General features: G+C 66.0%; 24 protein-coding genes and 1 pseudogene. 10 read left to right on the top strand and 15 right to left on the bottom strand.

The features are described 5' to 3' along the window. Positions 1–74 precede the first annotated feature (74 nt). On the top strand, positions 75–767 hold the full coding sequence (locus G369_RS0127310) for a YoaK family protein (protein WP_019657246.1): 693 nt from the start codon (positions 75–77) through the stop codon (positions 765–767). Positions 768–796: 29 nt separating this feature from the next. Here G369_RS0127310 and G369_RS0127305 read toward each other — a convergent pair whose 3' ends face one another. From G369_RS0127305 to G369_RS0127280, 5 genes are all read right to left on the bottom strand, one after another. Then, a complete protein-coding gene (locus tag G369_RS0127305; protein ID WP_019657245.1) occupies positions 797–1411 on the bottom strand; it encodes an antibiotic biosynthesis monooxygenase in 615 nt (204 codons plus the stop codon). A gap of 23 nt (positions 1412–1434) precedes the next feature. Beyond that, a complete protein-coding gene (locus tag G369_RS0127300; protein ID WP_019657244.1) occupies positions 1435–1773 on the bottom strand; it encodes a GNAT family N-acetyltransferase in 339 nt (112 codons plus the stop codon). 28 nt (positions 1774–1801) lie between these two features. Continuing rightward, positions 1802–2446, bottom strand: a complete 645-nt coding sequence (locus G369_RS0127295) for a hypothetical protein (protein WP_019657243.1) — start codon at positions 2444–2446, stop codon at positions 1802–1804. A 121-nt stretch (positions 2447–2567) separates the two neighbouring features. Continuing rightward, the gene (locus tag G369_RS0127290) at positions 2568–3143 is read right to left on the bottom strand and encodes a Dps family protein (protein ID WP_019657242.1); all 576 of its coding nucleotides are present in this window, start codon (positions 3141–3143) and stop codon (positions 2568–2570) included. Between the two features lie 393 nt (positions 3144–3536). Beyond that, the gene (locus G369_RS0127280) at positions 3537–3749 is read right to left on the bottom strand and encodes a hypothetical protein (protein WP_019657240.1); all 213 of its coding nucleotides are present in this window, start codon (positions 3747–3749) and stop codon (positions 3537–3539) included. 304 nt (positions 3750–4053) lie between these two features. Between G369_RS0127280 and G369_RS0127275 the strand changes: the two genes are divergently transcribed. From G369_RS0127275 to G369_RS0127240, 8 genes and pseudogenes are all read left to right on the top strand, one after another. Continuing rightward, positions 4054–4341 (top strand): hypothetical protein, encoded by a 288-nt coding sequence (locus tag G369_RS0127275; protein ID WP_347876447.1) that lies wholly within the window; start codon positions 4054–4056, stop codon positions 4339–4341. Between the two features lie 28 nt (positions 4342–4369). Continuing rightward, entirely contained in the window at positions 4370–4636 is a 267-nt protein-coding gene (infA, locus tag G369_RS0127270; RefSeq protein WP_019657238.1) for a translation initiation factor IF-1, read from the top strand. Between the two features lie 65 nt (positions 4637–4701). Then, positions 4702–4974 (top strand): annotated as a pseudogene (gene rbp, locus G369_RS0127265) (RNA-binding regulator); the annotation flags it as partial. 349 nt (positions 4975–5323) lie between these two features. Beyond that, positions 5324–6577 carry a serine hydrolase domain-containing protein gene (locus G369_RS0127260; RefSeq protein WP_208604408.1) on the top strand — a complete coding sequence of 418 codons (1254 nt, stop codon included), beginning with the start codon at positions 5324–5326 and terminating at the stop codon, positions 6575–6577. Between the two features lie 201 nt (positions 6578–6778). Continuing rightward, on the top strand, positions 6779–7048 hold the full coding sequence (locus G369_RS0127255) for a type II toxin-antitoxin system prevent-host-death family antitoxin (protein WP_019657235.1): 270 nt from the start codon (positions 6779–6781) through the stop codon (positions 7046–7048). Between the two features lie 7 nt (positions 7049–7055). Beyond that, the gene (locus tag G369_RS0127250) at positions 7056–7373 is read left to right on the top strand and encodes a CcdB family protein (protein ID WP_019657234.1); all 318 of its coding nucleotides are present in this window, start codon (positions 7056–7058) and stop codon (positions 7371–7373) included. Positions 7374–7795: 422 nt separating this feature from the next. Next, positions 7796–8815, top strand: coding sequence for a TRAP transporter substrate-binding protein (locus G369_RS0127245; RefSeq protein WP_019657233.1), 1020 nt, complete (start codon positions 7796–7798; stop codon positions 8813–8815). Beyond that, a complete protein-coding gene (locus tag G369_RS0127240; protein WP_019657232.1) occupies positions 8812–11916 on the top strand; it encodes a bifunctional diguanylate cyclase/phosphodiesterase in 3105 nt (1034 codons plus the stop codon). Before G369_RS0127245 ends, G369_RS0127240 begins: the two co-directional genes overlap by 4 nt. A 129-nt stretch (positions 11917–12045) precedes the next feature. On the opposite strand, the gene G369_RS0127235 is transcribed toward G369_RS0127240, so the two are convergent. Next, positions 12046–12870, bottom strand: a complete 825-nt coding sequence (locus G369_RS0127235) for an NAD-dependent epimerase/dehydratase family protein (protein WP_026346674.1) — start codon at positions 12868–12870, stop codon at positions 12046–12048. Here G369_RS0127235 and G369_RS0127230 point away from each other — a divergent pair. Continuing rightward, on the top strand, positions 12869–13747 hold the full coding sequence (locus tag G369_RS0127230) for a helix-turn-helix transcriptional regulator (protein WP_208604406.1): 879 nt from the start codon (positions 12869–12871) through the stop codon (positions 13745–13747). The genes G369_RS0127235 and G369_RS0127230 overlap by 2 nt on opposite strands. A 197-nt stretch (positions 13748–13944) precedes the next feature. Here the strand turns inward: G369_RS0127230 and G369_RS0127225 are convergent, their stop codons facing one another. From G369_RS0127225 to G369_RS0127185, 9 genes are all read right to left on the bottom strand, one after another. Next, positions 13945–14184: a hypothetical protein gene (locus G369_RS0127225; RefSeq protein WP_019657229.1), complete on the bottom strand. Its 240-nt coding sequence runs from the start codon at positions 14182–14184 to the stop codon at positions 13945–13947. A gap of 250 nt (positions 14185–14434) precedes the next feature. Continuing rightward, positions 14435–15976 carry an amidase gene (locus G369_RS0127220; protein ID WP_019657228.1) on the bottom strand — a complete coding sequence of 514 codons (1542 nt, stop codon included), beginning with the start codon at positions 15974–15976 and terminating at the stop codon, positions 14435–14437. 66 nt (positions 15977–16042) lie between these two features. Further along, complete coding sequence (locus tag G369_RS0127215; RefSeq protein WP_019657227.1) at positions 16043–16735, bottom strand: ATP-binding cassette domain-containing protein; 693 nt, start codon at positions 16733–16735, stop codon at positions 16043–16045. Beyond that, complete coding sequence (gene urtD / locus G369_RS0127210; protein ID WP_019657226.1) at positions 16729–17481, bottom strand: urea ABC transporter ATP-binding protein UrtD; 753 nt, start codon at positions 17479–17481, stop codon at positions 16729–16731. The genes G369_RS0127215 and urtD overlap by 7 nt, the downstream gene beginning before the upstream one ends. Next, positions 17478–18602 (bottom strand): urea ABC transporter permease subunit UrtC, encoded by a 1125-nt coding sequence (gene urtC, locus G369_RS0127205; protein ID WP_038115976.1) that lies wholly within the window; start codon positions 18600–18602, stop codon positions 17478–17480. Before urtC ends, urtD begins: the two co-directional genes overlap by 4 nt. Before the next feature lie 5 nt (positions 18603–18607). After that, on the bottom strand, positions 18608–19501 hold the full coding sequence (urtB, locus tag G369_RS0127200) for an urea ABC transporter permease subunit UrtB (protein WP_019657224.1): 894 nt from the start codon (positions 19499–19501) through the stop codon (positions 18608–18610). A 61-nt stretch (positions 19502–19562) separates the two neighbouring features. Continuing rightward, on the bottom strand, positions 19563–20810 hold the full coding sequence (locus G369_RS0127195; protein WP_020723290.1) for a transporter substrate-binding domain-containing protein: 1248 nt from the start codon (positions 20808–20810) through the stop codon (positions 19563–19565). Positions 20811–21067: 257 nt separating this feature from the next. Further along, positions 21068–21667 carry an ANTAR domain-containing response regulator gene (locus tag G369_RS0127190; protein ID WP_019657222.1) on the bottom strand — a complete coding sequence of 200 codons (600 nt, stop codon included), beginning with the start codon at positions 21665–21667 and terminating at the stop codon, positions 21068–21070. 15 nt (positions 21668–21682) lie between these two features. Continuing rightward, positions 21683–22828: a transporter substrate-binding domain-containing protein gene (locus G369_RS0127185; protein WP_026346673.1), complete on the bottom strand. Its 1146-nt coding sequence runs from the start codon at positions 22826–22828 to the stop codon at positions 21683–21685. Between the last annotated feature and the right edge of the window lie 90 nt (positions 22829–22918).

Here is a 22918-nt window from a genome sequence, read left to right as displayed (position 1 = left end):
GCCGCACCCAACCCGACAAGACGACGCCGCGCGCAGGGTGCACCATGGAGCCCCACCCACGACCGGCCCCTGCCATGAAACCCACCCTGCCCCAGCTCATGAGCCTCAACGGCGGCTTCGTCGACACCGCAGGCTTCCTGGCGCTTCACGGCCTGTTCACCGCGCACGTGACGGGCAATTTCGTGACCATCGGCGCGGCACTGGTACACGGCACCTCGGGCGCACTCACCAAGCTGCTGGCGCTGCCTGTGTTCTGCGCGGTGGTGATGCTTGCCCGCCTGCTGAGCTACAGCCTGCCCGGCCTGGGCCTGCCGGTGATGCGGACCATGCTGGTGCTCAAGGCGGTGCTGCTGCTGGCGGGTGGCGTGCTGGCCATCCTTTTCGGCCCCTTCGCCGACGGCGACAGCGCAACGGCGATGCTCGCGGGCCTGGTGCTGGTCTCGGCCATGGCCCTCCAGAACGCGGTGCACCGCATCCACCTGGGCAGCGCGCCACCCACCACGCTGATGACAGGCACGACCACGCAGGTCATGGTCGACCTGGCCGACCTGATGCGCGGCGGCCAGGCACCTCAAGACAAGGCCGCAGCGCATGCCCGCATACGGCGCATGTCGGCCGCGGTGGCGTGGTTTGCCGCCGGCTGCGCGGCGGCGGCGCTCATCTACGCGCGCTGGGACGTGTGGTGCTTTGCCGTGCCGCCCGTGCTGGCGGCGCTGGCGGTGGTGCTGCAGGGCAGCACGCACGAAGGCGACGCCGTCGCGCGGTAGCACCGCGATCCCTGGCTCCGGTGCCGGGGTCACTTGTAGAGCCAGCGCGCCATCAGGCGCGTATACCTCGGCATGATCAGGTACACCATCAGCCCCACGACGGCGGCTGAAGCAATCAGGTGCTCCACCGCATGGAAGGACAGCACGGGCACCGGCGCGAGCAACCAGTGCAGCACCGCGGGCACGAGCATGGTCAGGGGGTAGATCACCGACAGCGTCAGCAGGAACTGCTTGTAGCGTTTGGCCGGCGGCTGCCCCGCGGGCGGATGGAACCAGAACTCCAGGCCGCTGCGTGTCTCGACCTTCTCTTCCATCTCCAGTAGCGGCTGCGCCTCTTCGATCAACCGGCGGCGAGCCTCCGAGTCGAACCAGTCCTGGGCATGCGCGAGCGAGTCGAAGCGGATGGTGATGGTGTACTGCAAGCTCCCCGCCGCCGGGTGAATCACATTGACGCCGCGGTGCCCCGGAAAGCGGGACGCAATGGGCACCACCTTCTTCAGCCACCGCTCATAGTCTTCCACCCTGTCGCGCCGAACGGTCTGCTGGATCACGGCCGTGACGGTTTCGGCCCCGGGCGGCGCGCGCCCGGCGATCTCGTCCAGCGTGGCGGTGCGCAAGGCGGGTTGTCGGTCGTCGGCGGTCATGTTCGGTGGTCTGTTCAAAGGTCTCAGAGGCCGATCATCTTGCGACCCTCGTCGGTCAGCAGGTCGTGCGTTTCGGGGTGCGCGCGCATGTAGCCATTGAATACCGGGCACTGCGGAACCACGCGCAGCCCGCGCTCGCGTGCCGAGGCGAGGCCGGCGAGCACGAGCTGCTTCGCGATGCCCTGCCCCTGCAGGGCTTCGGGCACGAGCGTGTGAATGAACGTGATGACGTTGCCTTCGAGCGAATAGACGGCGACCGCGTGATGGCCTTGCGACACGTATTCGAAGCGGTGCTTCGCCGTGTTGTCCTGAACCAGGGAAGAGGCAGGAGCGGAAGGAGAGGGCGAAGAAGCAGTGGTCATGGAAAGCTCGCGACAGGGACGGTTGGATTCAATGCAGGTGCCGCAGGTGCAACGGCCGGCGTGGCGCTGCGGCGGTGACTCCGTCATTCTTCCCGAACCGGCGCACCAGGTGGGCGCAGATGGTCAGTGCCAGGTGTTGCTGCACGAGCGAGCCGGCGCGTTGCGGCCGCTCGAACAGGGCCAGCACGGCCGCACCCAGGCTGCACATCACCGGGTCGACCACGCCGGGGGCACACACCAGGCTGCTCACATGCACCATGCCCGACGCGCGCGCCACGGCGCGCACCAGCGCGTGCGGCACGTAGAACTGCAACGCATCCAGCGGGTTGCCCAGGTAGCTCGCGACCTCGTCGCGCAGATCGACGATGCCGAGGGCACCCGGCTCATAGCCGCGCACCACCGAGGGCCGCCCGCGCACCCAGGTTTCGTGATGGCGCATGCCGAGCAGGTGCAGCGTGACAAGGAAGGCATCTTCGGGAGGGATCTCCCGCTTCATGCCCAACTGGTCGGGCAGGCAGGTGATGCGCGTGACGACGAAGGGCGCCATCAAGGACTCCGCGCCAGCTGCCGGCGCGTTGGGCGCCGGCAGCATGACGAGCGAGGGCGCGGATGGCAACTCGAAGTACCGGCCCAGCAGGTCGCCGTAGGCGCCTTCGCGCGTCACGGAAAGCATCGGCCCTTGGTGAACGCCGGCGGACCGGCATTCACCACCGAGTCCCGTTCCTTGCAGGAACGCTCACTGCCATCACGCAAGGCAAGAGTGGCCCCAGCGGGGGCAAAAACGGGGGGGGGGCTCAGCCCTGGCGCACCGACTCGAACAGGAACCACGTGCGGCGCTCGGCCTCATCGATCCAGTTCTCCAGCACGCTGGCCGTGGCCACGTCGCCGTACTCGTCGCACACCGCGTGCGCGGCTCGCATGAAGCCGGCCAGGCGCTGGTTGTCCTCGCGCAGTTCGGCCAGCATGCCGATGGGGGTCACGAAGTCGGCGTCGTTGTCGGACAGGCGCTGCAGGCGCACGGCATGGCCGGTGGAACGCAGCGTGGTGCCGCCCACCTTGCGTACGCGCTCGGCAATGGGGTCGACCGTGGCGAAGATCTGGTCGGCCTGCTCGTCCAGCAGCAGGTGGTAGTCGCGAAACGACGGACCCGACATGTGCCAATGGAAGTTCTTCGTCTTGAAGTACAGCGCGAACACGTCGGCCAGCAGCACGTTCAGTGCGGCGGAAATGTCGCGCGTGGCGTCGGCGCCCAGGTCGCTCGGCGTGTGCAGCGACGCCACGCGGCGCGCCTTGGTTCTGTCGGCCAGGGCCTTGACGGCTTTGGCGGTGTTTGCGGTCTTTGCAGGCTTGGTGGACTTGGATGTGGCCATGGGTCTTCCTTGGAAAGTGCCGTGGGTTGGCGAAATGCCGTCTGCCGTCAGCGAGACAGATGGCAAAGACGAAAAAGCGGGGATCGGTCCTTGGAGCGCATCCTCGTGGCAACGAAGGTGCGCGTCTTGTCGATTAATGAGGCCGTTTGGATATTTGCCGTCGCGGTGCCCAGGGCGCGGGCAATTCGTTCGTTCGCGGGTGACCAACGAAATCGAACTTGCAGTGGCGCGCGACGTGCCGGCGCTCATCATCTGCACACCGCCGGCCAGATCATCGAGCCCGTGCTCATCGACTCCTCGTGCTGAAGCGCGCCGTACAGCACGGAAGTAAAGCTCTCCATGGCGCGGTTCGGATATCGCCACGTCCGTCTGGTTCATGGCACAGGCACCTTCCTACTTCGGCTGCTGCTGACGACAGATGTTCGTTCCTACGGTCGTCAGCTGGAGCGATCCGCCCAGCCATTCGAGCCAAGCCAATGAGACCAGATCGTCGATCACCGCCTCGTCGATCTCGCCTGCACGCCGGCGATGCAGCAAGTCAGCCACGTGGGGCAGATCGGCGCGAAGCGCTTCCCGCCGAGAAAGGGAGAGAAACGCTGGAGTCATGCGAGGTCCTTCATGCAGATGCATGCGAACCAGCCTAACACCCGAAGGCCGCCTGCGCACATGAAAAGAAAAACCACACCGCGCTGAAACCACCTACACTAGACGCATCGACTGCGGCTTGCTCGTTGCCTCAGTCCTTGATTGACACCTCGCGGCAACCGCTGACCGCCAAGGCCTCACCTCCCCGACAAGCTGACCCATTCCCGTCGGCCCTTTCGGAGCGTCATTCTCCTCAGCGAGTTCCATCGTCGGTCCGTTCAACGCATTCTGCGGACCGCTCCCGTTTCCCCCTCAGATCAACTTCGTGTGCCTGACCAGCCCAGTGCTGGCACGCATGCTCGGCGCGCGCCTCGAAGGCAACCGCCCGCTTCATCACATGCAGATTCCACAGGCCCACGAGGTGGGCAGATACATCGTCACCCCCATGACCAAGCTCACCGAGAGCGGGCAGTACGCCGCCTCGGTCTCCGTCCGCCGCGGCATGCATGACCGGGTCTTCCGGCTCATCCCGCGCTTCGAGAGCGCCGCCCGTGCGGCGCACTACGCATTGGCGCAGGGCCGCCACTTCGTGCTGAACAACCAACTGGCCTGAGCATCCGGCCGATCATTGAAGGAGCTTCGTGGGTAAGGAAGAACTGATTGAAATGCAGGGTCGAGTACAGGAAGTACTGCCCGATTCGCGTTTTCGCGTCACCCTGGACAACGGACACAGCCTGATCTGCTACTCGGGCGGCAAGATGCGCAAGCACCGCATCCGGGTGCTGGCAGGCGACAAGGTCTCGCTGGAGATGTCGCCCTACGACCTCAACAAGGGACGCATCACTTTCCGCCATCTCGAACCCCGCTCCCAGAGCGGCTCTCCACCCGTGCGGCGCCCTGCCCGATAGGCTCGCCTGCCGATGCGTCCTGCATCGGACTCAACCCCGTTTTTCGACCACTCAAGAAAGCAATCATGGACAACAAGCTCTACGTCGGCAATCTCTCATACACGACTCGCGAGGACGCGCTTCAACAACAGTTCGCGCCATTTGGTCACGTCGCCTCGGCGAAGGTCATGACGGAGCGCGATTCCGGCCGCTCCAAGGGCTTCGGTTTCGTCGAGATGGGCTCGCCTGCGGAAGCGCAGGCCGCCATCAAGGGGCTCCACGGCAAGGAGATCGATGGCCGGGCCCTGACCGTCAACCTCGCGCGTCCGATGGAGCCGCGCACCGGTGGCTTCGGCGGCAACCGCAGCTACTGAACCATCATCGATCGTGATGCCCTCTTCCGCTCGGCATGCGGCGGGGGCAGACAACGCCGCGGCAGTTGCGCATGTTGCATTGCTCCGGCGCATCGAGCACGCGATCTTTCCGCTGGCCATCGTCAGGCCCGAGTTGGCCCTGCTCCCGAAGGGTATCGGCCGACCTTGCCATGGAGCCAAGCCTGCATCTGCAGCGCGAGCGTGAGGCGGCTGCAGGCGGCGGAAGCGCGCCAGCGTGCACACTGTGGGCAAAGGAGTGATCGCCATGCTTCCCATGCCCCATTTCTCCAAGCAGGTGTGCGCCGCCCTGGCCCTGAGTTTCTCGGCCTGCGCGATGGCGGCCGATCCGCCGCTCGACGCGGCTGCGAGCGATCCCGCCCGGCTCGGCTGGATGGTGGGGACGCCCCCGCCGCCCGAGCGTCGTCTGCGCTTCGACGACGGCAGCTATTTCCGCTTTCCGGCCTTGCGCTGGAGCGTTGCGCATTTCCGCGAACTCATGCCCACCGCCAATGTCTCGCGCGGCCTGGGTGCACCCGCGCCGCTGCCGCGCGCGCTGCGCGCCGACATTGACGATCTGCGCTTCACGCCGCTGGGTGCCAAGGAGTCGATGAGCTGGGCCGAATCGCTGGCCGCCAATTACACCGACGGCATCGTGGTGCTGCACCGGGGGCGCGTGGTGTACGAGCGCTACTTCGGGGCCCTGACGGAGCAGGGCCAGCACGGCGCCATGTCGATCACCAAGTCGTTCACCGGCACCCTGGGCGCCATGCTGGTGGCCGAGGGCACGCTCGACCCCTCCAGGCGCGTGGCCGACTACGTGCCGGAGCTTGCGGCGTCGGCCTTCGGCAGCGCGACCGTGCGCCAGGTGCTCGACATGACCACGGGCCTGCGGTTCAGCGAGGATTACGCCGATCCCAATGCGGAGGTCTGGGCCCATGCCCAGGCGGGCAGTCCGCTGCCCAAACCCCAAGACTATGCCGGCCCGCGCAGCTACTACGAATACCTGCAGACCGTGCAGCCGGAAGGCCGGCACGGCGGTGCGTTCGCCTACAAGACCGTGAACTCCGACGCGCTGGGCTGGATCATCGCGCGGGTCACGGGGCGCTCTGTCGCCGCGTTGCTGTCCGAGCGCATCTGGAGCCGCCTGGGCGCCGAGCAGGACGCCTACATGACGGTGGACTCTACCGGCACGCCGTTCGCGGGCGGCGGGCTCAACACGGGCCTGCGTGACCTCGCTCGCTTCGGGGAGATGCTGCGCAACGGCGGCCGCCACAACGGCCAGCAGATCGTGCCCCGCGCGGTAGTGGACGACATTCGCCGCGGCGGCGACCGCGAGGCCTTTGCTCGTGCCGACTACACGCTGCTGCAGGGCTGGAGCTACCGCAATATGTGGTGGGTCACGCATGGTGCCGATGGCGCGTTCATGGCGCGCGGCGTGCACGGCCAGCGGCTCTATGTGAATCCCGGCGCGGGCGTGGTGATTGCGCGCTATGCATCGCACCCCGTGGCGAGCAACGCGTCGAACGATCCGACCACGCTCCCCGCATTCGACGCGCTGGCGCGCCACCTCGCGGCTCCACCGCGGTGATTCGCTGCCGCTCACTCGGCAGAAGGGAATCAGTGGAGCGTGACAACGGGGCCCGGTCCTTTTGGTCCGAGAACCCGTTGGGCTATTGCTCGGGGTTTTCACCGTTCAGACCATGGCGTGGCGTGGGCTTTCTCTCAGAACTCCAGGGCGTTTTGCTGAAGAATGGCTAAAATGGCTAATCACTCTTCCTTGAGTCCAGTCATGCAAGTCAGTGCCACCGATGCCAAGAACCGCTTCGGCTACTACCTAAGTCAGGCTGAGCGCGAGCCCGTGCAGGTCATGAAGAACGACCGCGTCGCGGTCGTGATGGTCTCGGCTGCCCGTTACGCCGAACTCGAGGCGCTCGAACGGACAAAGACGCTCGGCCAGCGCAAGCGCGAATTCAACGAGACCTATGCAGAGTGGATTGCTGCCCAGAACGGGCTTGTCGAGCGCGTGGGTGTTTTCGGCGAGGACTACCGTCCCTGGTGATCGCAGGATGGCCCAGTTCGACGTCTACGCCAACCCGTCCAAGACCCAGCGCGGCGAGATTCCCTGGATGGTGGACATCCAGAGCGAGATTCTCGATAAGCTCCCGACTCGTCTCGTGATGCCATTGGCGCTGCGTGCCAACATGCCGGCGGCCATGCCGCGGTCGCTCTGTCCGACCATCGGCTGGAACGGAGCGACGCTGGTGGCTTTACCGCATCTGGCCGCACCCTTTCGTGTCAAGGATCTGGGGGCTGTCCAGGGCAACCTCCGATCTCAGGCCAGCGATTTCGTGGCCGCGCTAGATGCAGTGATCAGCGGAATCTGAATCGAGCGTTCAGTACGTTGCGCCCTACCGGCGGTGTGGCTGCAAAGAACGAAGGTATCCAACAATCCCTCGCAGATGGCATGTGCGATGCGTTGGGCCCGCCGCGGCTGCGGTAGTGAACGCTCGACCCATACGGATGCGCAGTCCGGAGGCGTCTGCAGGGCAAGAAGCAAGCTTCCAGCTCGGGCGGGAAACGGATCTGCCCACCCACACACAGCTTTTGAAGACCCTGTGTGCCAATTTGACGGCCGTCCAGACCCGGCTGACGAGCGTCCCCGACGCGCAACACGCGGCACCGCCGGCATGCCGCCATCCTGCGTTCCTGTGCCATGATGAAGTTAACAAATCCACTCCCCATACTCGGGCGCTGACCCCGCCCCCTGTAGCACCGCTTCACCTTGGCCTACCTTGTCGCACTTCTGATGTTCGTCGCATCGCTGTGCCATGCGCAGACGGCGCCAGTGCAGCGCCTGCGCATCGTCGGAGGACTCGCCGGGGTCACGCAGTTCACGGGGCAGGAGGAGCAGTTCTGGACGCGCGACCTCGCGGCGCTGTCCGGAGGGCGCTACACCGCCAGCATCGTGCCCTTCGACCGCGCGGGCGTGCCGGGCCAGGAGATGCTGAACTTGATGCAGCTGGGTGTCGTGCCCTTCGGGACGGCGCTGCTGAGCCAGATTTCCATCCAGTTCCCCGAGTTCAGCGCGGCCGACATGGCCGGGCTGAACCCGGACGTTGCCACGCTGCGGCGCGTGGTCGGCGCATTCCGTCCCTATCTTTCGCAGACCTTGCGCGAGCGCTATGACGTGGAACTGCTGGCGGTCTACATCTATCCAGCGCAGGTGGTGTTCTGCAACAAGCCCATGCAACAGCTCGGCGACCTCGTCGGCCGGCGTACCCGCGTCTCCAGCTCCATGCAGGCCGACTTCGTCTCGGCGCTGGGCGGCACGCCCGTTTACACCGAGTTCTCGCAGATCATGGCGAACATGAAATCGGGCAACACCGAGTGCGCCATCACCGGCACCATGCCCGGATACACACTCGGCCTGCACCAGGTGACCAGCGCGCTCTATGCCATGCCCTTGAACTGGGGGGTGGCGGTCTTCGCCGCCAACCGCGAGAGCTTCCAGGCACTGCCGCCCGATCTGCAGGCGCTGCTGCGCAAGGAGCTGCCGCGGCTGGAAGCCGCGGTATGGGCCCAGTCGGAGCGCGAGACCGAGGAAGGCATCGCCTGCAACACCGGTGCGGCAGGTTGCAGCAAGCCGGCCAGGGGACGCATGACGGCCGTACGGCCCTCCCCGCAGGACGAGGCCCGCCGGCGCGAGATCTTCGCGAACCGCGTGCTGCCCGGCTGGGTGCAGCGCTGCGGGCCGGTGTGCGCCACGGTGTGGAACCAGACGATCGCGCCGGTGGTCGGCATCCAGGCCAGGACAACGACACAGTGACGCCGCGATTTCCCCGTCGCATCACCGCCGTCATCTATGGCGTGGCGCTGTCCTTGCTCGCCACCGCGGGAACGGTGGCCGCCGTCATCGTCTGGGAGGCCAGGCAGAAGGCCATCGTCGATCACGAGAACCAGACGATCCGCTTCGTGGCCGGTTCCGAAGCGGCACTCAATCGCGCGCTGCTGAGCGTCGACATGCTGCTCGCAGGCGCCAACGAGATTCTGCGCGGCTCGACAGCCGCCAGCGCCGCGGGGGAAGCGAGCAGCCCAGGCCCGCACCAGCTGCTCGAGAACCTGGTGCGGCAGAACCTGCTCGTGCGCCACATCGCCTTCGTCGATGCGCGCGGCACGGTGGTGGCGTCCTCGGACCGCCGCGGCGACAGCCTGCCGCTCGCCCTGCCCGCAGGCTTCGTGGACAGCGTGCTGGCCAAGCCCGTGTCCACGCTGGCGATCAGCGTGCCGGCCGTGAGCATGGTGACCTCGCAGAAGGTGCTGTACCTCGCCCGTGCCGTGACGCTGGCGGACGGCTCGCGCATGCTGTCTGTGGCGGAGGTGCAGCTGTCGCTGCTCGCGACGATCATGACGCAGGGCGCCGGCCTGCGCGGTCTGGAGGTCACGCTGGAACATGACGCCGGTCCGCTCTTGGCGAGCCTGCCGCCGCGCGACGACCTCGGCGGCCGGCCCATCGAGCCGGCCATGCACGAGCAGACCAGCGACGGCAAGCCGAAGCGCATGGCCGCGCGCCTGAGCGGCGAACCGGCCATCGTGGTGGCTCGTCCCACGCTGCACCGCAATCTGCTGATCGTGGCGAGCTTGCCGTTGAGCGCGGCGCTGCAGGACTGGCGCCGCGAACGGGACATGGTCGCATGGACCGGTGCGCTCATCGCGCTGATGAGCGTGGCCGTGGCGCGCTTCGCGCACGTCCAGCTGCGCCGTCAATGGCACTCCCGCATGGAGCTGGTGCGTTCCAAGGCCACGCTGGACCAGGCGCTGGAATCCATGGCCGAGGGCTTCATCCTCCTGGACGCCGAGCACCGCGTGCTCAACTGGAACCACAGCTTCGTCGCGATGTTCCCGTGGACGGCATCGATGATCGCGCCACAGCTGCCCTTTCAGCGCATCATGGACGAAACCGCAAAGCACGTGGTGCACGGGCGAGGACCCGCCGGCTGGTCGGCCCTGAATGCGCCGCAGCTCGCACAGGCGCACTCCGAACAGGAGGCGCTGCTGCAGAACGGCCAGGTGATCCGCGCGACGCGCAGCCGGACGCCGGACGGCGGCCTGGTCTGCGTCTACCACGACATCACCGAGAAGCGTCGCCACACCGCCGCCATCATCGAGAGCAAGGCGCAGCTGCAGGCGACGCTCGACGCCCTGCCCGACCTGTTGCTCGAGGTCGGGCTCGATGGCCGCTGTCATGGCCATCACGCGCCGCGCGTGCCATTTCACGTCGCAGGATTCGAAAGCCCCGTGGGGCGTACCCTGCAGGAACTGCTACCGTCCGATGCTGCCTCGCAGGTGATGGCGGCGCTGCGCGAGGCCCACGCCAGCGGCTACTCGGCGGGGCGCCAGTTCGAGCGGCGCGACAAGGGCGAACGCACCTGGTTCGAGATCTCGGCGTCGCGCAAGGCGGTTGACGAGGCGGTCGATGAGACGGTCCATGGACCGATCGACGACGACGCCAGCAGGACCGATGCGCCTGGCGCGCGCTTCATCGTGATCCTGCGCGACATCACGCAGAGCAAGCGCGCCGCGCGCGAGATCGAACACCTCGCCTTCTACGACACGCTCACGGGCCTGCCCAACCGGCGGCGGCTGCTCGACCGCCTGCACCAGACCCTCGGCAGCGCCGCGCAGCGCCCGGGGCTGTGCGCGCTGCTCTTTCTCGATCTGGACAACTTCAAGACGCTGAACGACGCGCTCGGCCACGACGTGGGCGACGTGCTCCTCCAGCAGGTGGCGCAACGGCTCAAGAGCTGCCTGCGCGACGGCGACACCGTGGCACGCCTGGGCGGCGACGAGTTCGTGGTGATCCTGGACGACCTGGACGACGAGATCGCGGTCGCAGTCTCGCAGACCGAGACTGTCGGCGCAGCCATCCTCGCGCACCTGAACCAGCCCTATACGCTGGGCACGCAGCACCATCACAGCACCTGCAGCATCGGCGCCTCGCTGTTCGATGCCCGTACCGCCTCGATCGAGGAAGTCCTCAAGCAGGCCGACATCGCCATGTACCGCGCCAAGACGGACGGCGGCAACGCGCTGCGCTTCTTCGAGTCGGACATGCAGACCCGCATCACCGCGCGTGCCGCACTGGAGAACGAGCTGCATGCCGCCATCGCGGCACAGCAGTTCGTGCTGCACTACCAGAGCCAGGTGACCAGCGAAAACCGCGTGGTGGGCGCGGAGGTGCTGGTGCGCTGGCACCATCCGGTGCGCGGGCTGCTGCTGCCGGGCCAGTTCATCGATGTGGCGGAGGACACCGGGCTCATCATCCCGATGGGCCTGTGGGTGCTGGAGACGGCCTGCAGGCAGCTCACGGCGTGGCAAGGCGACCCGCGCCGGCGACACCTCAAGCTGTCGGTCAACGTCAGTGCCCGGCAGTTCCGCGAGGGTGACTTCGTCGATCAGGTGAGCCGCGTGCTGACGCGCACCGGTGCCGATCCGGGCAAGCTCGAACTGGAGCTCACCGAGAGCCTGCTGCACGAGAAGGTGGCCGACGCGATCGGCAAGATGGAGGCACTCGCCGCGCTGGGCATCCAGTTCTCCATGGACGATTTCGGCACCGGCTTCTCTTCGCTGTCCTACATGACGCAGTTGCCGCTGAGCCAGGTGAAGATCGACAAGTTCTTCGTGCACCGCATCGGGCTGGACCCGAAGGTGGAGTCGATCATCCAGGCCATCATCGGCATGGCGCGCAGCATGGAACTGGAACTCGTGGCCGAAGGCGTGGAGACGCCTGCGCAGCGCGAGTTCCTGCTGCGCCATGGCTGCGAACTGTGCCAGGGCTACCTTTTCGGCGTGCCGCAGCCGCTGGAAATCTACGAACGCGAGCTCGACGGAGAGCTTCCTGCCTCGAATCTCGCCTTCGTGCCGCAATAGGCGCACACGTTCCACGATGAAGGGCGACAGGGCCGAGACCGCAGACCTGGGCCGAGGTGGTCGAGGCGCGCGGCATTCAACCTTCGCAATGACAGCTGCAGCGCCACTCCCGCTGGAGTCACCCCCCGCTCATTCGCGCGCGCTCGCCGTTTCGAGGCCTGGGAATCTCGGCATGAAGCCCAGTTCCTCGCGGATGCGGCGGCCGTCCATGAGCGCATCGAAGGCACGTGCGAACTCGGCGTTGGAGCCATCGGGCGGCGGAGCGCCCACCGATGCGAAGAGCGCGCCAAGGGTGGGGGCTTCGTCGCCGACCACGTTGTAGATGCGGTGCGCAGGCGACGGGGCATCGAGCAGCAGAGTGACGGCCTGCGCGACGTCGACGTGGTGGGCGATCGACATGCGTTGCGCCGCGGGGAAGCCGCGCATCACCGGAACCACCTCCTCGATGTGCGGATCGCCGTCACCGTATACGAACGGCAGGCGAAGCACACGCACGTCCAGGCCCTGGAGTTCCAGGAGAAAACGCTCGGCCGCCAGCTTGCTCACCGGATAGGCCACCGTCGGCGCACAGGGGTCGTCCTCCCGAGCGAGCTGTCCACCGTTGGCGCCGTAGACAAGACCGGTACTGGTGAAGAGGAAACGCCGCACCGAGGCGTCGCGCGCGGCGTGCGCCAGGCGCTGCGTACCGAGATCATTGACCGCGCGCGCCTGCTCGGGCGTCGCACCGCGGAAGAAGGCGGCACAGTGGACCACGGCCTCGATGCCGTGCACTGCAGCGGCCAGCGAGTCCGCGTCCTGCAGGTCGCCCTGGATGATCTCGACACCCGCGTCTTGCAAAGGGGCAGCGCGCGCTGGATCGCGCACAAGGGCTCGCACGTGGTCACCCCGCAGGGCAAGTCGCTTGGCGAGTCGGCTTCCGACCTTTCCGGTCGCTCCAGTGATCAGGATTTTCATGACCTGCAGCGTAGCGGCGCGCCCGCGACGCGAATTGGAAGAAACGGACATGAAGGGGGCGGAATCCCATGAGCTCGCCAAGCGGTTAAATAATGGGGCCATGCGCGCGCACCACATTCACCAAGGTCACCTGGCGCAGGGAACTTCGGCCGCGTCCTCCGTGGCCGCTCTCTCCCTGCACATGATCGACCGCGATGCGCGGGGCACCCTGGTGCCCCGCCTGGAAACCCAGATCGTCGTTCGCTTCGGATCGATGGCACGGGACGGACTCGATGCACATGTGCTCGGGGCGCGTCAGCAGGTGCATCGCAAGCTGGTTCGCGGCGGCCAGCGGATCGTGGTGGCGCGTCTTCGCCTGGGCGTGCACGAAGCGGTTCTCGGCGCGCCCGCTTCCGCCATCGCCGGGCACACTGTCGCACTCGAGGATCTGTGGGACGACAGCGCGCAGCTGTTCGATCGGCTCGCCGGCGCGCGCAGCATGACCGAGGCGGCCGCGGCGCTGGAAGGCGCCATCTCCGAGCGCCTCGGCACCGCGCAGGGAGGCGGTGTCCAGCCGCGTTTCGCGCTCGAAGCCGCCAGGAGGCTGGAGAGCGCGAGCGTGGACGTTGTCGCCGCAGACCTTGGCGTGAGCGCCCGGCACCTGCGCCGTGTGTTTCGCGAGGCCCTGGGCATCAGCCCCAAGGCATTCGCCAGGCTCACGCGCTTCCATCGCGCGTTGCGCGACGCCCGCCATGACAGCCGCATGGGCTGGGCCGGCATCGCCGCTGCCGCGGGTTACTACGACCAGGCGCACCTCATCGCCGAGTTCCGCGCGATTGCCGGCGTGACGCCGCGCGCACTCGTCGACGAACTTCGTGCGGGGCCGGGGATCGACTGAAGTCGGGCCACCGCGCAGGCGCACGCAGCGAAACGGACAAGGCCATCGAAGCCGAATTGGGGCGGCACCTCGTCGCGGTGCTCACCCAACGCCGGCGGACTGCCCCGGTCGGACGGACCCAACGCGGCGGTGATGACCCTGCCCCAACATCGATCCACCGTCGACGGCGTCGAGCCGCAGGCTGAACAATCCCCGCGTTACTTGAGTGGCTGCGGATGCAGGGCTGCGACGGAGGCCGGCGCAAGCAGGGTATGTCTCAGGCTCCAGATACAGGCAGCGAGTCGAAGCAGCCGTTCCACGTTCCGGTCGTGATTCACGTCCTGAGGGTCTTCCTCATCAATCAGATCGCAGATGCAGTCCAGCCCTGCTGCAGGCGTGAAGCCCAGGCCGGCGCGCGCCATCTCGATCGTCGCCGCCAGAACGTCCGTCTTTTCCATGTCGAGCTCCGTGAAGTCATGAGGCGCTGCCGCCGGGGTACTGCCGGACCGCGATGCCGATGAAGGAGCCGCTGCAAAACAGCACTGCAGTGGAACACAAAAACATGGGCAGCGGTGGGTTCACTCGGGCGAGTTCCGGCGTCGTGTGCATCTCCCGTGCGTCACGAGCAGCAACCCGCTCTGTCGCGTCGTTGCGCTGATCCCCCCGTTCCGGTGTGCCCCGGCGCGTATTGACAGGCTCCAGACCGGCTCAGGCGCCGCGGAGACGGGGTGGCTTGCGATGCTGGGTTGCCTGCTCGTAGTCGTGCGCCAGCGCGAGCAGCACCGCTTCGCTCCACAGCGGACCGACGAACAGCAGACCAAAGGGCGCACCCGACGCGTAGTAGCCTGCCGGCACGGTCACCGCCGGAAGGCCCGCGATGTTGAGTTCGCCCACCGTGGTTTCCTGAATGGTGCCGGTCTTCACGGCAGGCAACTCCTCGCGCATCTGAGGAAACACCAGTGCATCGAGTCGCTCGCGCCCGAACACCTCGTCCACGATTCGCAGATAGGCTTCCTTCAGTGCGATGAAATCCGAAAGGTCCGGTGGCACGGTGGGCGACTTCAGGGCGGCTGCGAACTGCGGCAGATTGTGCAGATAGCTCAACACCCCCTTCGGTCCGAAGGCGGACTCGCTCTGGGTCGCTGCGGCGAACTCGGCGAAGGACGTGAGCGCCGCATCGGGGCCCAGGCGCTCGAGGTACTTCTGCAGGTCATAGGGTACGGATTCCATCCCGCGGGCATCGAAGTTCGCCAGTGGCGGCGTCGGCTGGCGCAGGTCTGCGAAGCCGGTGCCTGCAAACGGGTCATCGATCAGCACGGCACCTCGCGCCTTTAGTTCATCAGCCGCACGCAGATAGAGCGCGTTCGCCTCGCCAGAGAGCGGCTGTGTGCGCCAGCCGGGCCCATACAAGCCGATGCGTGCCCCTTCCAGGGTGCGGCTGCCGAACTTCGAGGTGTAGCCCCCCACCGGCTTCTTGCCGACGCCGGCCAGCGTCTTCGGGTCTTCTGCGGAGTAGCCCGCCAGCACGTCCAGGCAGAGCGCCGCATCCTTCACGGTACGTGCGATCGGTCCGACGACGTCCCGGTTGCCAGACAGCGGCATGACGCCGGCGTTGGGCACCAGGCCGATGGTCGGCTTGATGCCCACCAGATCCTGAGCCGAAGCCGGATTCTGGATGGAGCCTCCCGTTTCCTCAGCGAGTCCCAATACCGCCATGCTGGCGCCCACCGCCGTTGCCGTACCGGCGCTGCTTCCTCCAGGCACGCGATCCGGCACGACAACGTTGAGCGTGGGACCCGCCCAGCTGTCGTCCGCGTGCGTTCCGGTGTGGCTCAGGATCGGCACGTTGGTCTTGCCGAGGATGATGGCACCGGCGGCGCGCATGCGCGCCACGACAGGAGCATCGGTCGCAGGCATCAGGTCGACGCCGCCGGTCTTGCTGTGCAACAGCGCCCAGCCGGCGGTCGTCGGAAAGCCGACCATGTCCATCGGATCCTTGACCACGACGGGCACGCCTGCGAGCGGGCCCAGCGCTTCGCCGGCCTGGCGTCGACGATCAATGGCACGCGCGTCGTCGACGGCTTCGTCGTTGAGGAAGATGACGGCGTTGTAGCGCGCGTTCCAGGTCTCGATCTGAGCAAGGCAGGCTCGTGCAAGCGACTCTGCATTGAAACGGCCGCTTCGGAAACCCTCCTGGACGCTGTCGATGGTCAGGGTCGTGAGGTCGATGTCAGGGGTGATCTGGTTCATGGCGTTGAAGCTCGCTTGGATCTCGTGAAGAAGATGGATGGAAGTAAAGGCGGGGCGGCGCCCCGTTCAGAAGGTCATGTGGAGATCGACGATCTCGTCGCTCAGCATCTCGATGGGACCGCTCGCGACGAACGATCCCTTCTCGAGCATCGCGAAGCTGCTGGCGACACGGCGCACGAAATCGATGTTCTGCTCCACCAGCACCATCGTGAGCCCCAGTTCGCGATTCATGCGCGAGATCGCAGCCTCGATCTCCTGCACGACCGATGGCTGGATGCCCTCGTTGGGCTCGTCGAGCAGCATCACGCTCGGATGGATCGCCAAGGCGCGCGCCAGGGCGAGCTGCTGCTGCTGGCCACCGGACAGCACACCGCCTGGGCGCTCCAGATTCGCTGCAAGATACGGAAACAGTTCGAGCGCCAGTGCGGGGATCGTGCGCGGACCCCGCCCGGCGAAGGCGCCCATCAGAATGTTCTGACGGACGCTGAAGTCGGGAATGATCTCGCGCCCCTGCGGTACATAGGCAATGCCCGCACGAGCGCGCAGGTGCGTGGGCAGCGCGTCGACGCGCTGCCCATCGAGCTCGATGCGGCCGGTCGAGTTCACCATGGTGCCCATCAGCGCGCGCAGCAGCGTCGTCTTGCCCATGCCGTTGCGCCCGAGAATGGCAGTGATCTTTCCTCGGGGAATGACCAGGCTGACGTCGTGCAGCGCATGGCTGCGGCCGTAGTAGCTGTCGAGATTCGTGAGTGTCAACATGGCGATGCGATTCCGTGGGATCCGAGATAGGCCTGCCGCACGCGGGGATCCCGCTCGATCTCGGCGACGTTGCCTTCGGCCAGCACGCGCCCCAGATGCAGCACGGTGATGCGCTCGGCAATGTCGCGTACGAAGGCCATGTCGTGCTCGACCACCAGGATGGTGTGGCGTCCGCGCAGGCTCTTGAGAATCTGGGCGGTCTTGCGCGTTTCGGCGGCCGTCATGCCGGCGGTGGGTTCGTCGAGCAGGATCACCTTGGGGTCCTGCGCGATCAGCAGCCCCAGTTCCAGCCACTGCGTCTGCCCGTGGCTGAGGTCACCGCCAAGTCGGTGCTGCTCGGCTTCCAGGCCGATGAGGTTCAGGATCTCATCCACCCGAGCATCGATCCCGTGCCCGAAGCCCCAGCGCAGATTGCGCAGGATGGAAGGCTCCCGGCTCGCAGCCACGCACAGGTTGTGTCGCACCGAGAGTTCGCGGAAAACACTGGGGATCTGGAACTTGCGGCCGATGCCCGCGCGGGCGATCCGGTATTCGGGCCGATTCGTCAGGTCGCGTCCGTAAAGCAGGACACGGCCCGTCGTACTCGCCGTCTTGCCCGAGATCAGATCCATCAAGGTGGTCTTCCCTGCCCCATTGGCACCCAGCAGCACGCGCAACTCGCCGTCGGCCACGCGCAGCGAGACGCCATCCACGGCCTTGAAGCCGCCAAAACTCACGCCCAGCGACTGGAGTTCGAGCGCGGTCATGACCTCCCCCCGGCCGCGCGGGCGCGCGTGCGGTGGTCGAAGCGCGCGATCAGGTCGTGGGCCCAGCCACCGATGCCTTTGGGCAGGTAGAGCACCACCAGCACGAAGGTCAAGCCCACGATGACACGCCAGGCTTCGACCAGCGACTGCGTCTCGCTCGCGGTCGCCTCCAGAATGTTGATCAGGATCGCGCCGATGCACGCACCCAGCAGCGAGCCCCGGCCACCCACCGCAGCCCAGACCACCATCGTGATCGAGAAGCTCAGGTCCATGAAAGTGGGCGAAGCGAACTCGGCCACCACCACATAGAGCATGCCGGCCACGGCGGCGATGGCCGCGGACAACGCGAAGAAGAAGGTCTGATAGTGCGCCACGTCGAATCCCAGGTAGCGCGCGCGCTGCGGATCGCCCGAAGTCGCGCGCAGGATCACGCCGGCGCGCGTGGCGAGCAAGACTCGCGCGCCGATCAGCACGAATGCGAGCGTGAGCGCGACCAGGTAGTACGTCGATGTGCCGTAAGGGTCGAACTCGTGCGCGCCAACGCGCAGCCATGCGAGGTCGGACAGCCCGTTGAACCCGTTGGTCAGCGGCTGCGCGTCCACCAGCAGGAGGCGCACCAGCAACACCAGCGCGAGCGTGACGATCGAGACGAACACCCCCGCGATGCGCTTTCGGAACAACACGCCCCCCAAAACGAAGGCTACCAGCACCGGCAACACCACGCCCATGAAGATGCCGAAGCCCTGGGATTGGAAAGGCAGCCAGAGGAACGAGCCCTGGTTGATGCAGCACAGATCCACTGTCGCGCCGGGCTCGGCGTTGGACAGCATGAAATCGGGCACGGGATTCGCGCCCCCATGCTGCAGGCTGGTGGGGCTCGCCATCTTCAGCGACATGGCGAGCATGTAGGCGCCCAAGCCGAAGAAAAGGCCTTGCCCGAGGTTGAGGATGCCTGCGTAGCCCCAGCACATGGCAACGGCAATGCCGAGCATACCGAACACCAGATACTTGGCGAGCCGATTGAGTCCGAAGCCGTCGAGCACGAGCGGAGCCAGAAAGATCAGCCCCAGGAACAGTGCATACGCAGCCACGGTCAGACGCTTGTCCAGAGAGGTTCCCATGGCCATCACCGCCCCTTGAACGAGAAGAGCCCCTGCGGGCGCACGATGATCAGAAGAATCACCAGGCCGAACACCACCGCACGCGCGAGGATGTCGTTGCTGAATGCCGCCACCACGCCGGTGACTTCTCCGAGCCCGATCGAGGTGACGATCGCGCCAAGCAGGCTGCCGACACCGCCCGACACCACCACCAGGAAGCTGTCGACGACCAGGGCCGTTCCCATGTCGGGGGATACCGTCTTGAAGCCCGCCACGAGCACGCCGGTGATGCCGGCCAGGCCGGCACCAAAGGCAAAGGTCCATGCATTGACCCGTTGCACATCGATGCCGCAGGCCGCGGCCATGCGTGGATTTCGAATGATGGCGCGCACCTGCATGCCGATGCGCGTGCGATACAGGAGCAGCCAGGTCGCGAAGGTGAGCACCACGGTGCTGGCCACGATGAACGCGCGATAGGCATTGATCGGCGTCTGGCCGATCATCACCGCGCCTTGCAGCATCTGCGGAATGGGCATGTTCTGCAGCCCCGGCCCCAGCCCCTCGATATGGATGCCGAAGAAGGCCAGGCCACCTTCGAGCCGCACCGCCTGCTGGATCAGGATGGCAACCCCCCAGGTCGCAAGCAGTGTGTCGCCAAGCCGGCCGTAAAGGCGCCTCACCACACATCGCTCAATCAGCAGGCCCAGTGCGCCCGAGACGACGAACGCGATCGGGATCGCAGCGAACAGGCCAAGGCCCAGCCATATCTGCGCCATCACGGCGGCATAGGCACCAACCATGATCATCTCGCCATGGGCCATGTTCACCACGCCCATCGCGCCATAGATGATGACCAGCCCCAGCGCGGCCAGCAGAAGTATCGAGCCCATGCTGAGCCCGATCAGTATTACATCCAGCATCGGAAGTCTTTCTCTCGAAGAGGCTCGACCTGCAAGGCGCGCCTTGCAGGTCTTGGGCGTCTCAGGCCTTGACCGGAGCGGCGCCCGTGCGCTTGCAGATCAGGTTGGCATCGGTCTCGCCGTAGGCGAAGTAAGGCAGCGGGCGAACGGGCTGGGGACTGGCATCGACCACCTTGCTCTGGCCGTCGGCCTGCCACTGGCCGATACGCGGCGTGACCCATGCATGCAGGCTCTCCGGATCGATGCGAACCTTGCCGCCGGGTGCGTCGTAGCTCTGACCACCGATGTTGGCGCGGATCGCATCGGCCGTCGTGGCCTTGCCCGCCTCCACCGCCTGCTTCCAGAGGAAGACTTGAAAGTAAGCAGCTTCGAGCGAGTGATAGGTCACCGCCTTCGGGTCGTTGACAAACTTGCGGTAGCGCTCGATGAAGGACTTGTTGGCCGGCGTGTCGATGGACATGAAGTAGGGCACCGAGGTGTAGCTGCCGGCCGCGTATTCGCCCCCCATTGCTGCAATCTCGATCTCGCTGATCACCGTGGCGCAGATCGGCACCGCAGCCTGGGACATCCCCTGGTTCTTGTATTCCCGGTAGAAGGCCACCAGCGAGTCACCGACCACATGCGAGAGCACCACGTCGGCGCCCGACTCCTTGATCTTGCGCACCACCGAGGCCCATTCGGAATGACCGAGCTCGAGGTACTCGTCCGCCACCCACTTGGCACCGGCCTGCTCGATCAGCTTCTTGCTGACCTTGGACATCTCTCGCGGATAGACGTAGTTCGAGCCGACGATGAAGAACTTCTTCTTGCCCAGCTTCTCGACGATCCAGGGAATGTAGTTGGCCAGCTGCTGGTTGGCGACCGCGCCGCTGTAGACGACATTCTTCGAGCACTCGAAGCCTTCGTAGTGGGTCTGATAGAACAGCATCGCGTTGCGCCGCTCGAAGACGGGCAATACCGCCTTGCGGCTCGCCGAGGTGTGGCAGCCGAACACGGTCTCGATGCGATCACGCGTGATCAGCTTGGAGGCCTTCTCGTTGAAAGTCTTCGGGTCAGAAGCGCCGTCCTCGAGCACCACTTCGACCTTGCGCCCCATGACACCGCCTGCGGCATTGATCTCGGCGACGGCCATGCGCACGCCGTTGGCGAGCATCTTCTCGACGATCGAGAGTCCGCCGGTCTGCGAATAGAGCGCGCCGACCCTGATGGCGTCGGCTGCGTACGCGGGCCGCATGAGGACCGGCGATGCGAGCGCGGTCGCAGAAGCAGCCGAGGAAAGAAGGAAGTGGCGACGGTTGGTTTTCAACATAGGGGACCTCAGGACGTGACGCAGCGAACCATGCGCTGCCGATGGTTGATGAGCTCGACTAACAGGACCAGCCGACAACACTGTCGGTTTCAGGCGAAAAAAAACCCACAACGCGGTTTGCACCGCGGTGTGGGCTTCATTGCCAGGTGGCCCGGAGAACACACATGGTTCCCGGAGCCGGTCGCATCGGCGCCTGAATATCAAGGGGATGCAACCACCGAATCGGCATGCCGACTCGATGCGTTCATGCTAACGAGTTAGGGCGGCGGTTGCAACAGGGTTTCCATGTTGATGATCGAACTCGCAATCTGTTCCATCGACAAGCGCTTGGCCATCGCCTGTGCCCGGATCGCCTGGTAGGCGTCCACCTCGCTGATTCCCTTGGAGGCCATGAGGATCGTCTTGGCGCGACTCATGGCCTGGTCGCTGGTGATCTTACGGCGCAGCTTGCGGTTTTCCTTGAGCATGGCCTGACGCTCGGCCCATAGGCTTCGCGCCGTCACGAGGTGCGCCAGCAGACCGAATGGCTTGATGGGTTTTTGCACCACTGCAAATGCGGCGCTCTCGAGCACCAGCTGCAAGGTCGTGGGATCCTCGTAGTTCACGATGGCGATCACCGTCGGCTCGGGTCGGGGCAGCGTCTTGAGCAACGCCTCGGTCGCGTGGCGCGCCTCCCCCTCCACCAGCAGGAAGAGGACATCGACATTGGGCGGCACGCTGGCGGGCATCGGCCAGGCCGTGGTGACCATGCAGCCGACGCGCCGCAAGTGGCTTACCAGTGCGTCCCCCTCCTCGTCAGGCGGATGGACGACGACGATCTTGAGTTCGGGCAGCTCTCTCAGCAGCGATATGGTCATGGCGCCCTGCCTCCTTCACGCCGGGCGCCCCGCCAGCGGGTCGAAGCGACTCTCGTACATGTACGGGTCGGGTTTGACCCGCAGACCGGGGTCGTCAACGACCTGGAACACCCCTTGTGCATCCACGCGCGCGACGCGCGGCCACAGATAGGTATGGTGGTTTTCCTGGTCGATCCGCACCTTCCCCTGAGGCGCATCAAATTCATGTTCGTGCAGGTGGGGCAGCATCGCTTCAAGCCGATCACTGCCCGCGCGCTCCAGGGTCTGCGCGTAGAGCATCACCTGGAAGTAGGCCGACTCGGCGCACGCGGTGATCGGCAAACCTGTGCCAAAGCGCTTGCGCCAGGCCGCGACGAACTTAAGGTTCTCCGGTGTCTGCAGTGTCGAGAAATACGGCGCCGCCGTGATGCTGCCCGCGGCAGCCCGTGGCGACATCTGGGCGATCTCCGCCTCCTGGGTCGACTGACTGGCGATCGGATGCGTATTCGGGTCGAAGCCCGCAGCACGGTAGGCCTCGTAGAAGCGCGCAATGCCATCGCCCACGACCGTCGAATAGACGACGTCGGGCTTCGCAGCCTCGATCCGCCGGATGACCTTGGCCATATCGATGTCCGCCACCCGCAGCGGGATGTACATCTCGTCGAGCACCTCACCGCCGGCTTGCCTGAACAAGTCCGCGATGATCCGGTTGGACTCGTAGGGATACACGTAGTCCGAACCGATCAGGAACAGTCTCTTGCCGAAGTGGCTAGCCATGTAGCGCACCAGCTGGACCGAGTTCTGATTCGGTGCAGCGCCGGTGTAGACGCAGTTCGGCGAGTACTCGAAGCCTTCATACAGCGTCGGGTAGAACAGCAGCGCGCGGTGAGCCTCGACCACGGGAAGCACCGCCTTTCGTGTGCTCGACATGTAGCAGCCGAATATCACCGGCACGCCCGCTTCGTCGCACAGCTGCTTGGCCAGCTCGCGGTATCGCGGAGGGCGTGAGGCCGGATCGTGGACCAGCGGCTCGACCGGCCTGCCGAGGACCCCGCCCGCCGCGTTCACTTCCTCGATCGCCAGCAGGGTGGCGGCCTGCTGGGTTCGCTCCACCGCCGCGGTGACGCCCGTGGAAGAGAAGAGCACTCCGACACGCCAAGGCTGCGCTGTGGATCTGGTCATTTCCGAACTCCAAAAGAAAAAAGCTCCCAGCAGCCATCGCGGCCGCCGGGAGCTTCACTGCTCCATGTCAATGTCGAGGCTTCGCGGCCT

Origin of the sequence: Variovorax atrisoli 110B (assembly GCF_000382045.1) — a bacterium.
GTDB classification, from domain to species: Bacteria; Pseudomonadota; Gammaproteobacteria; order Burkholderiales; family Burkholderiaceae_C; genus Variovorax; species Variovorax atrisoli.
Note: the sequence above shows the minus strand (reverse complement) of the source record. Positions and strands in the feature narration are given on the sequence as shown.

Coding starts and splice junctions, on each gene's coding strand:
- G369_RS0127305 (WP_019657245.1), bottom strand. CDS start 1,411: ATGACCGCCGACGACCGACAACCCGCCTTGCGCACCGCCACGCTGGAC.
- G369_RS0127300 (WP_019657244.1), bottom strand. CDS start 1,773: ATGACCACTGCTTCTTCGCCCTCTCCTTCCGCTCCTGCCTCTTCCCTG.
- G369_RS0127260 (WP_208604408.1), top strand. CDS start 5,324: ATGGCGGCCGATCCGCCGCTCGACGCGGCTGCGAGCGATCCCGCCCGG.
- G369_RS0127310 (WP_019657246.1), top strand. CDS start 75: ATGAAACCCACCCTGCCCCAGCTCATGAGCCTCAACGGCGGCTTCGTC.
- G369_RS0127215 (WP_019657227.1), bottom strand. CDS start 16,735: ATGTTGACACTCACGAATCTCGACAGCTACTACGGCCGCAGCCATGCG.
- G369_RS0127280 (WP_019657240.1), bottom strand. CDS start 3,749: ATGACTCCAGCGTTTCTCTCCCTTTCTCGGCGGGAAGCGCTTCGCGCC.
- G369_RS0127220 (WP_019657228.1), bottom strand. CDS start 15,976: ATGAACCAGATCACCCCTGACATCGACCTCACGACCCTGACCATCGAC.
- G369_RS0127250 (WP_019657234.1), top strand. CDS start 7,056: ATGGCCCAGTTCGACGTCTACGCCAACCCGTCCAAGACCCAGCGCGGC.
- G369_RS0127255 (WP_019657235.1), top strand. CDS start 6,779: ATGCAAGTCAGTGCCACCGATGCCAAGAACCGCTTCGGCTACTACCTA.
- G369_RS0127245 (WP_019657233.1), top strand. CDS start 7,796: ATGTTCGTCGCATCGCTGTGCCATGCGCAGACGGCGCCAGTGCAGCGC.
- urtC (WP_038115976.1), bottom strand. CDS start 18,602: ATGGGAACCTCTCTGGACAAGCGTCTGACCGTGGCTGCGTATGCACTG.
- G369_RS0127230 (WP_208604406.1), top strand. CDS start 12,869: ATGACCTGCAGCGTAGCGGCGCGCCCGCGACGCGAATTGGAAGAAACG.
- G369_RS0127190 (WP_019657222.1), bottom strand. CDS start 21,667: ATGACCATATCGCTGCTGAGAGAGCTGCCCGAACTCAAGATCGTCGTC.
- G369_RS0127195 (WP_020723290.1), bottom strand. CDS start 20,810: ATGTTGAAAACCAACCGTCGCCACTTCCTTCTTTCCTCGGCTGCTTCT.
- G369_RS0127185 (WP_026346673.1), bottom strand. CDS start 22,828: ATGACCAGATCCACAGCGCAGCCTTGGCGTGTCGGAGTGCTCTTCTCT.
- G369_RS0127290 (WP_019657242.1), bottom strand. CDS start 3,143: ATGGCCACATCCAAGTCCACCAAGCCTGCAAAGACCGCAAACACCGCC.
- G369_RS0127235 (WP_026346674.1), bottom strand. CDS start 12,870: ATGAAAATCCTGATCACTGGAGCGACCGGAAAGGTCGGAAGCCGACTC.
- urtB (WP_019657224.1), bottom strand. CDS start 19,501: ATGCTGGATGTAATACTGATCGGGCTCAGCATGGGCTCGATACTTCTG.
- G369_RS0127295 (WP_019657243.1), bottom strand. CDS start 2,446: ATGCTTTCCGTGACGCGCGAAGGCGCCTACGGCGACCTGCTGGGCCGG.
- urtD (WP_019657226.1), bottom strand. CDS start 17,481: ATGACCGCGCTCGAACTCCAGTCGCTGGGCGTGAGTTTTGGCGGCTTC.
- G369_RS0127225 (WP_019657229.1), bottom strand. CDS start 14,184: ATGGAAAAGACGGACGTTCTGGCGGCGACGATCGAGATGGCGCGCGCC.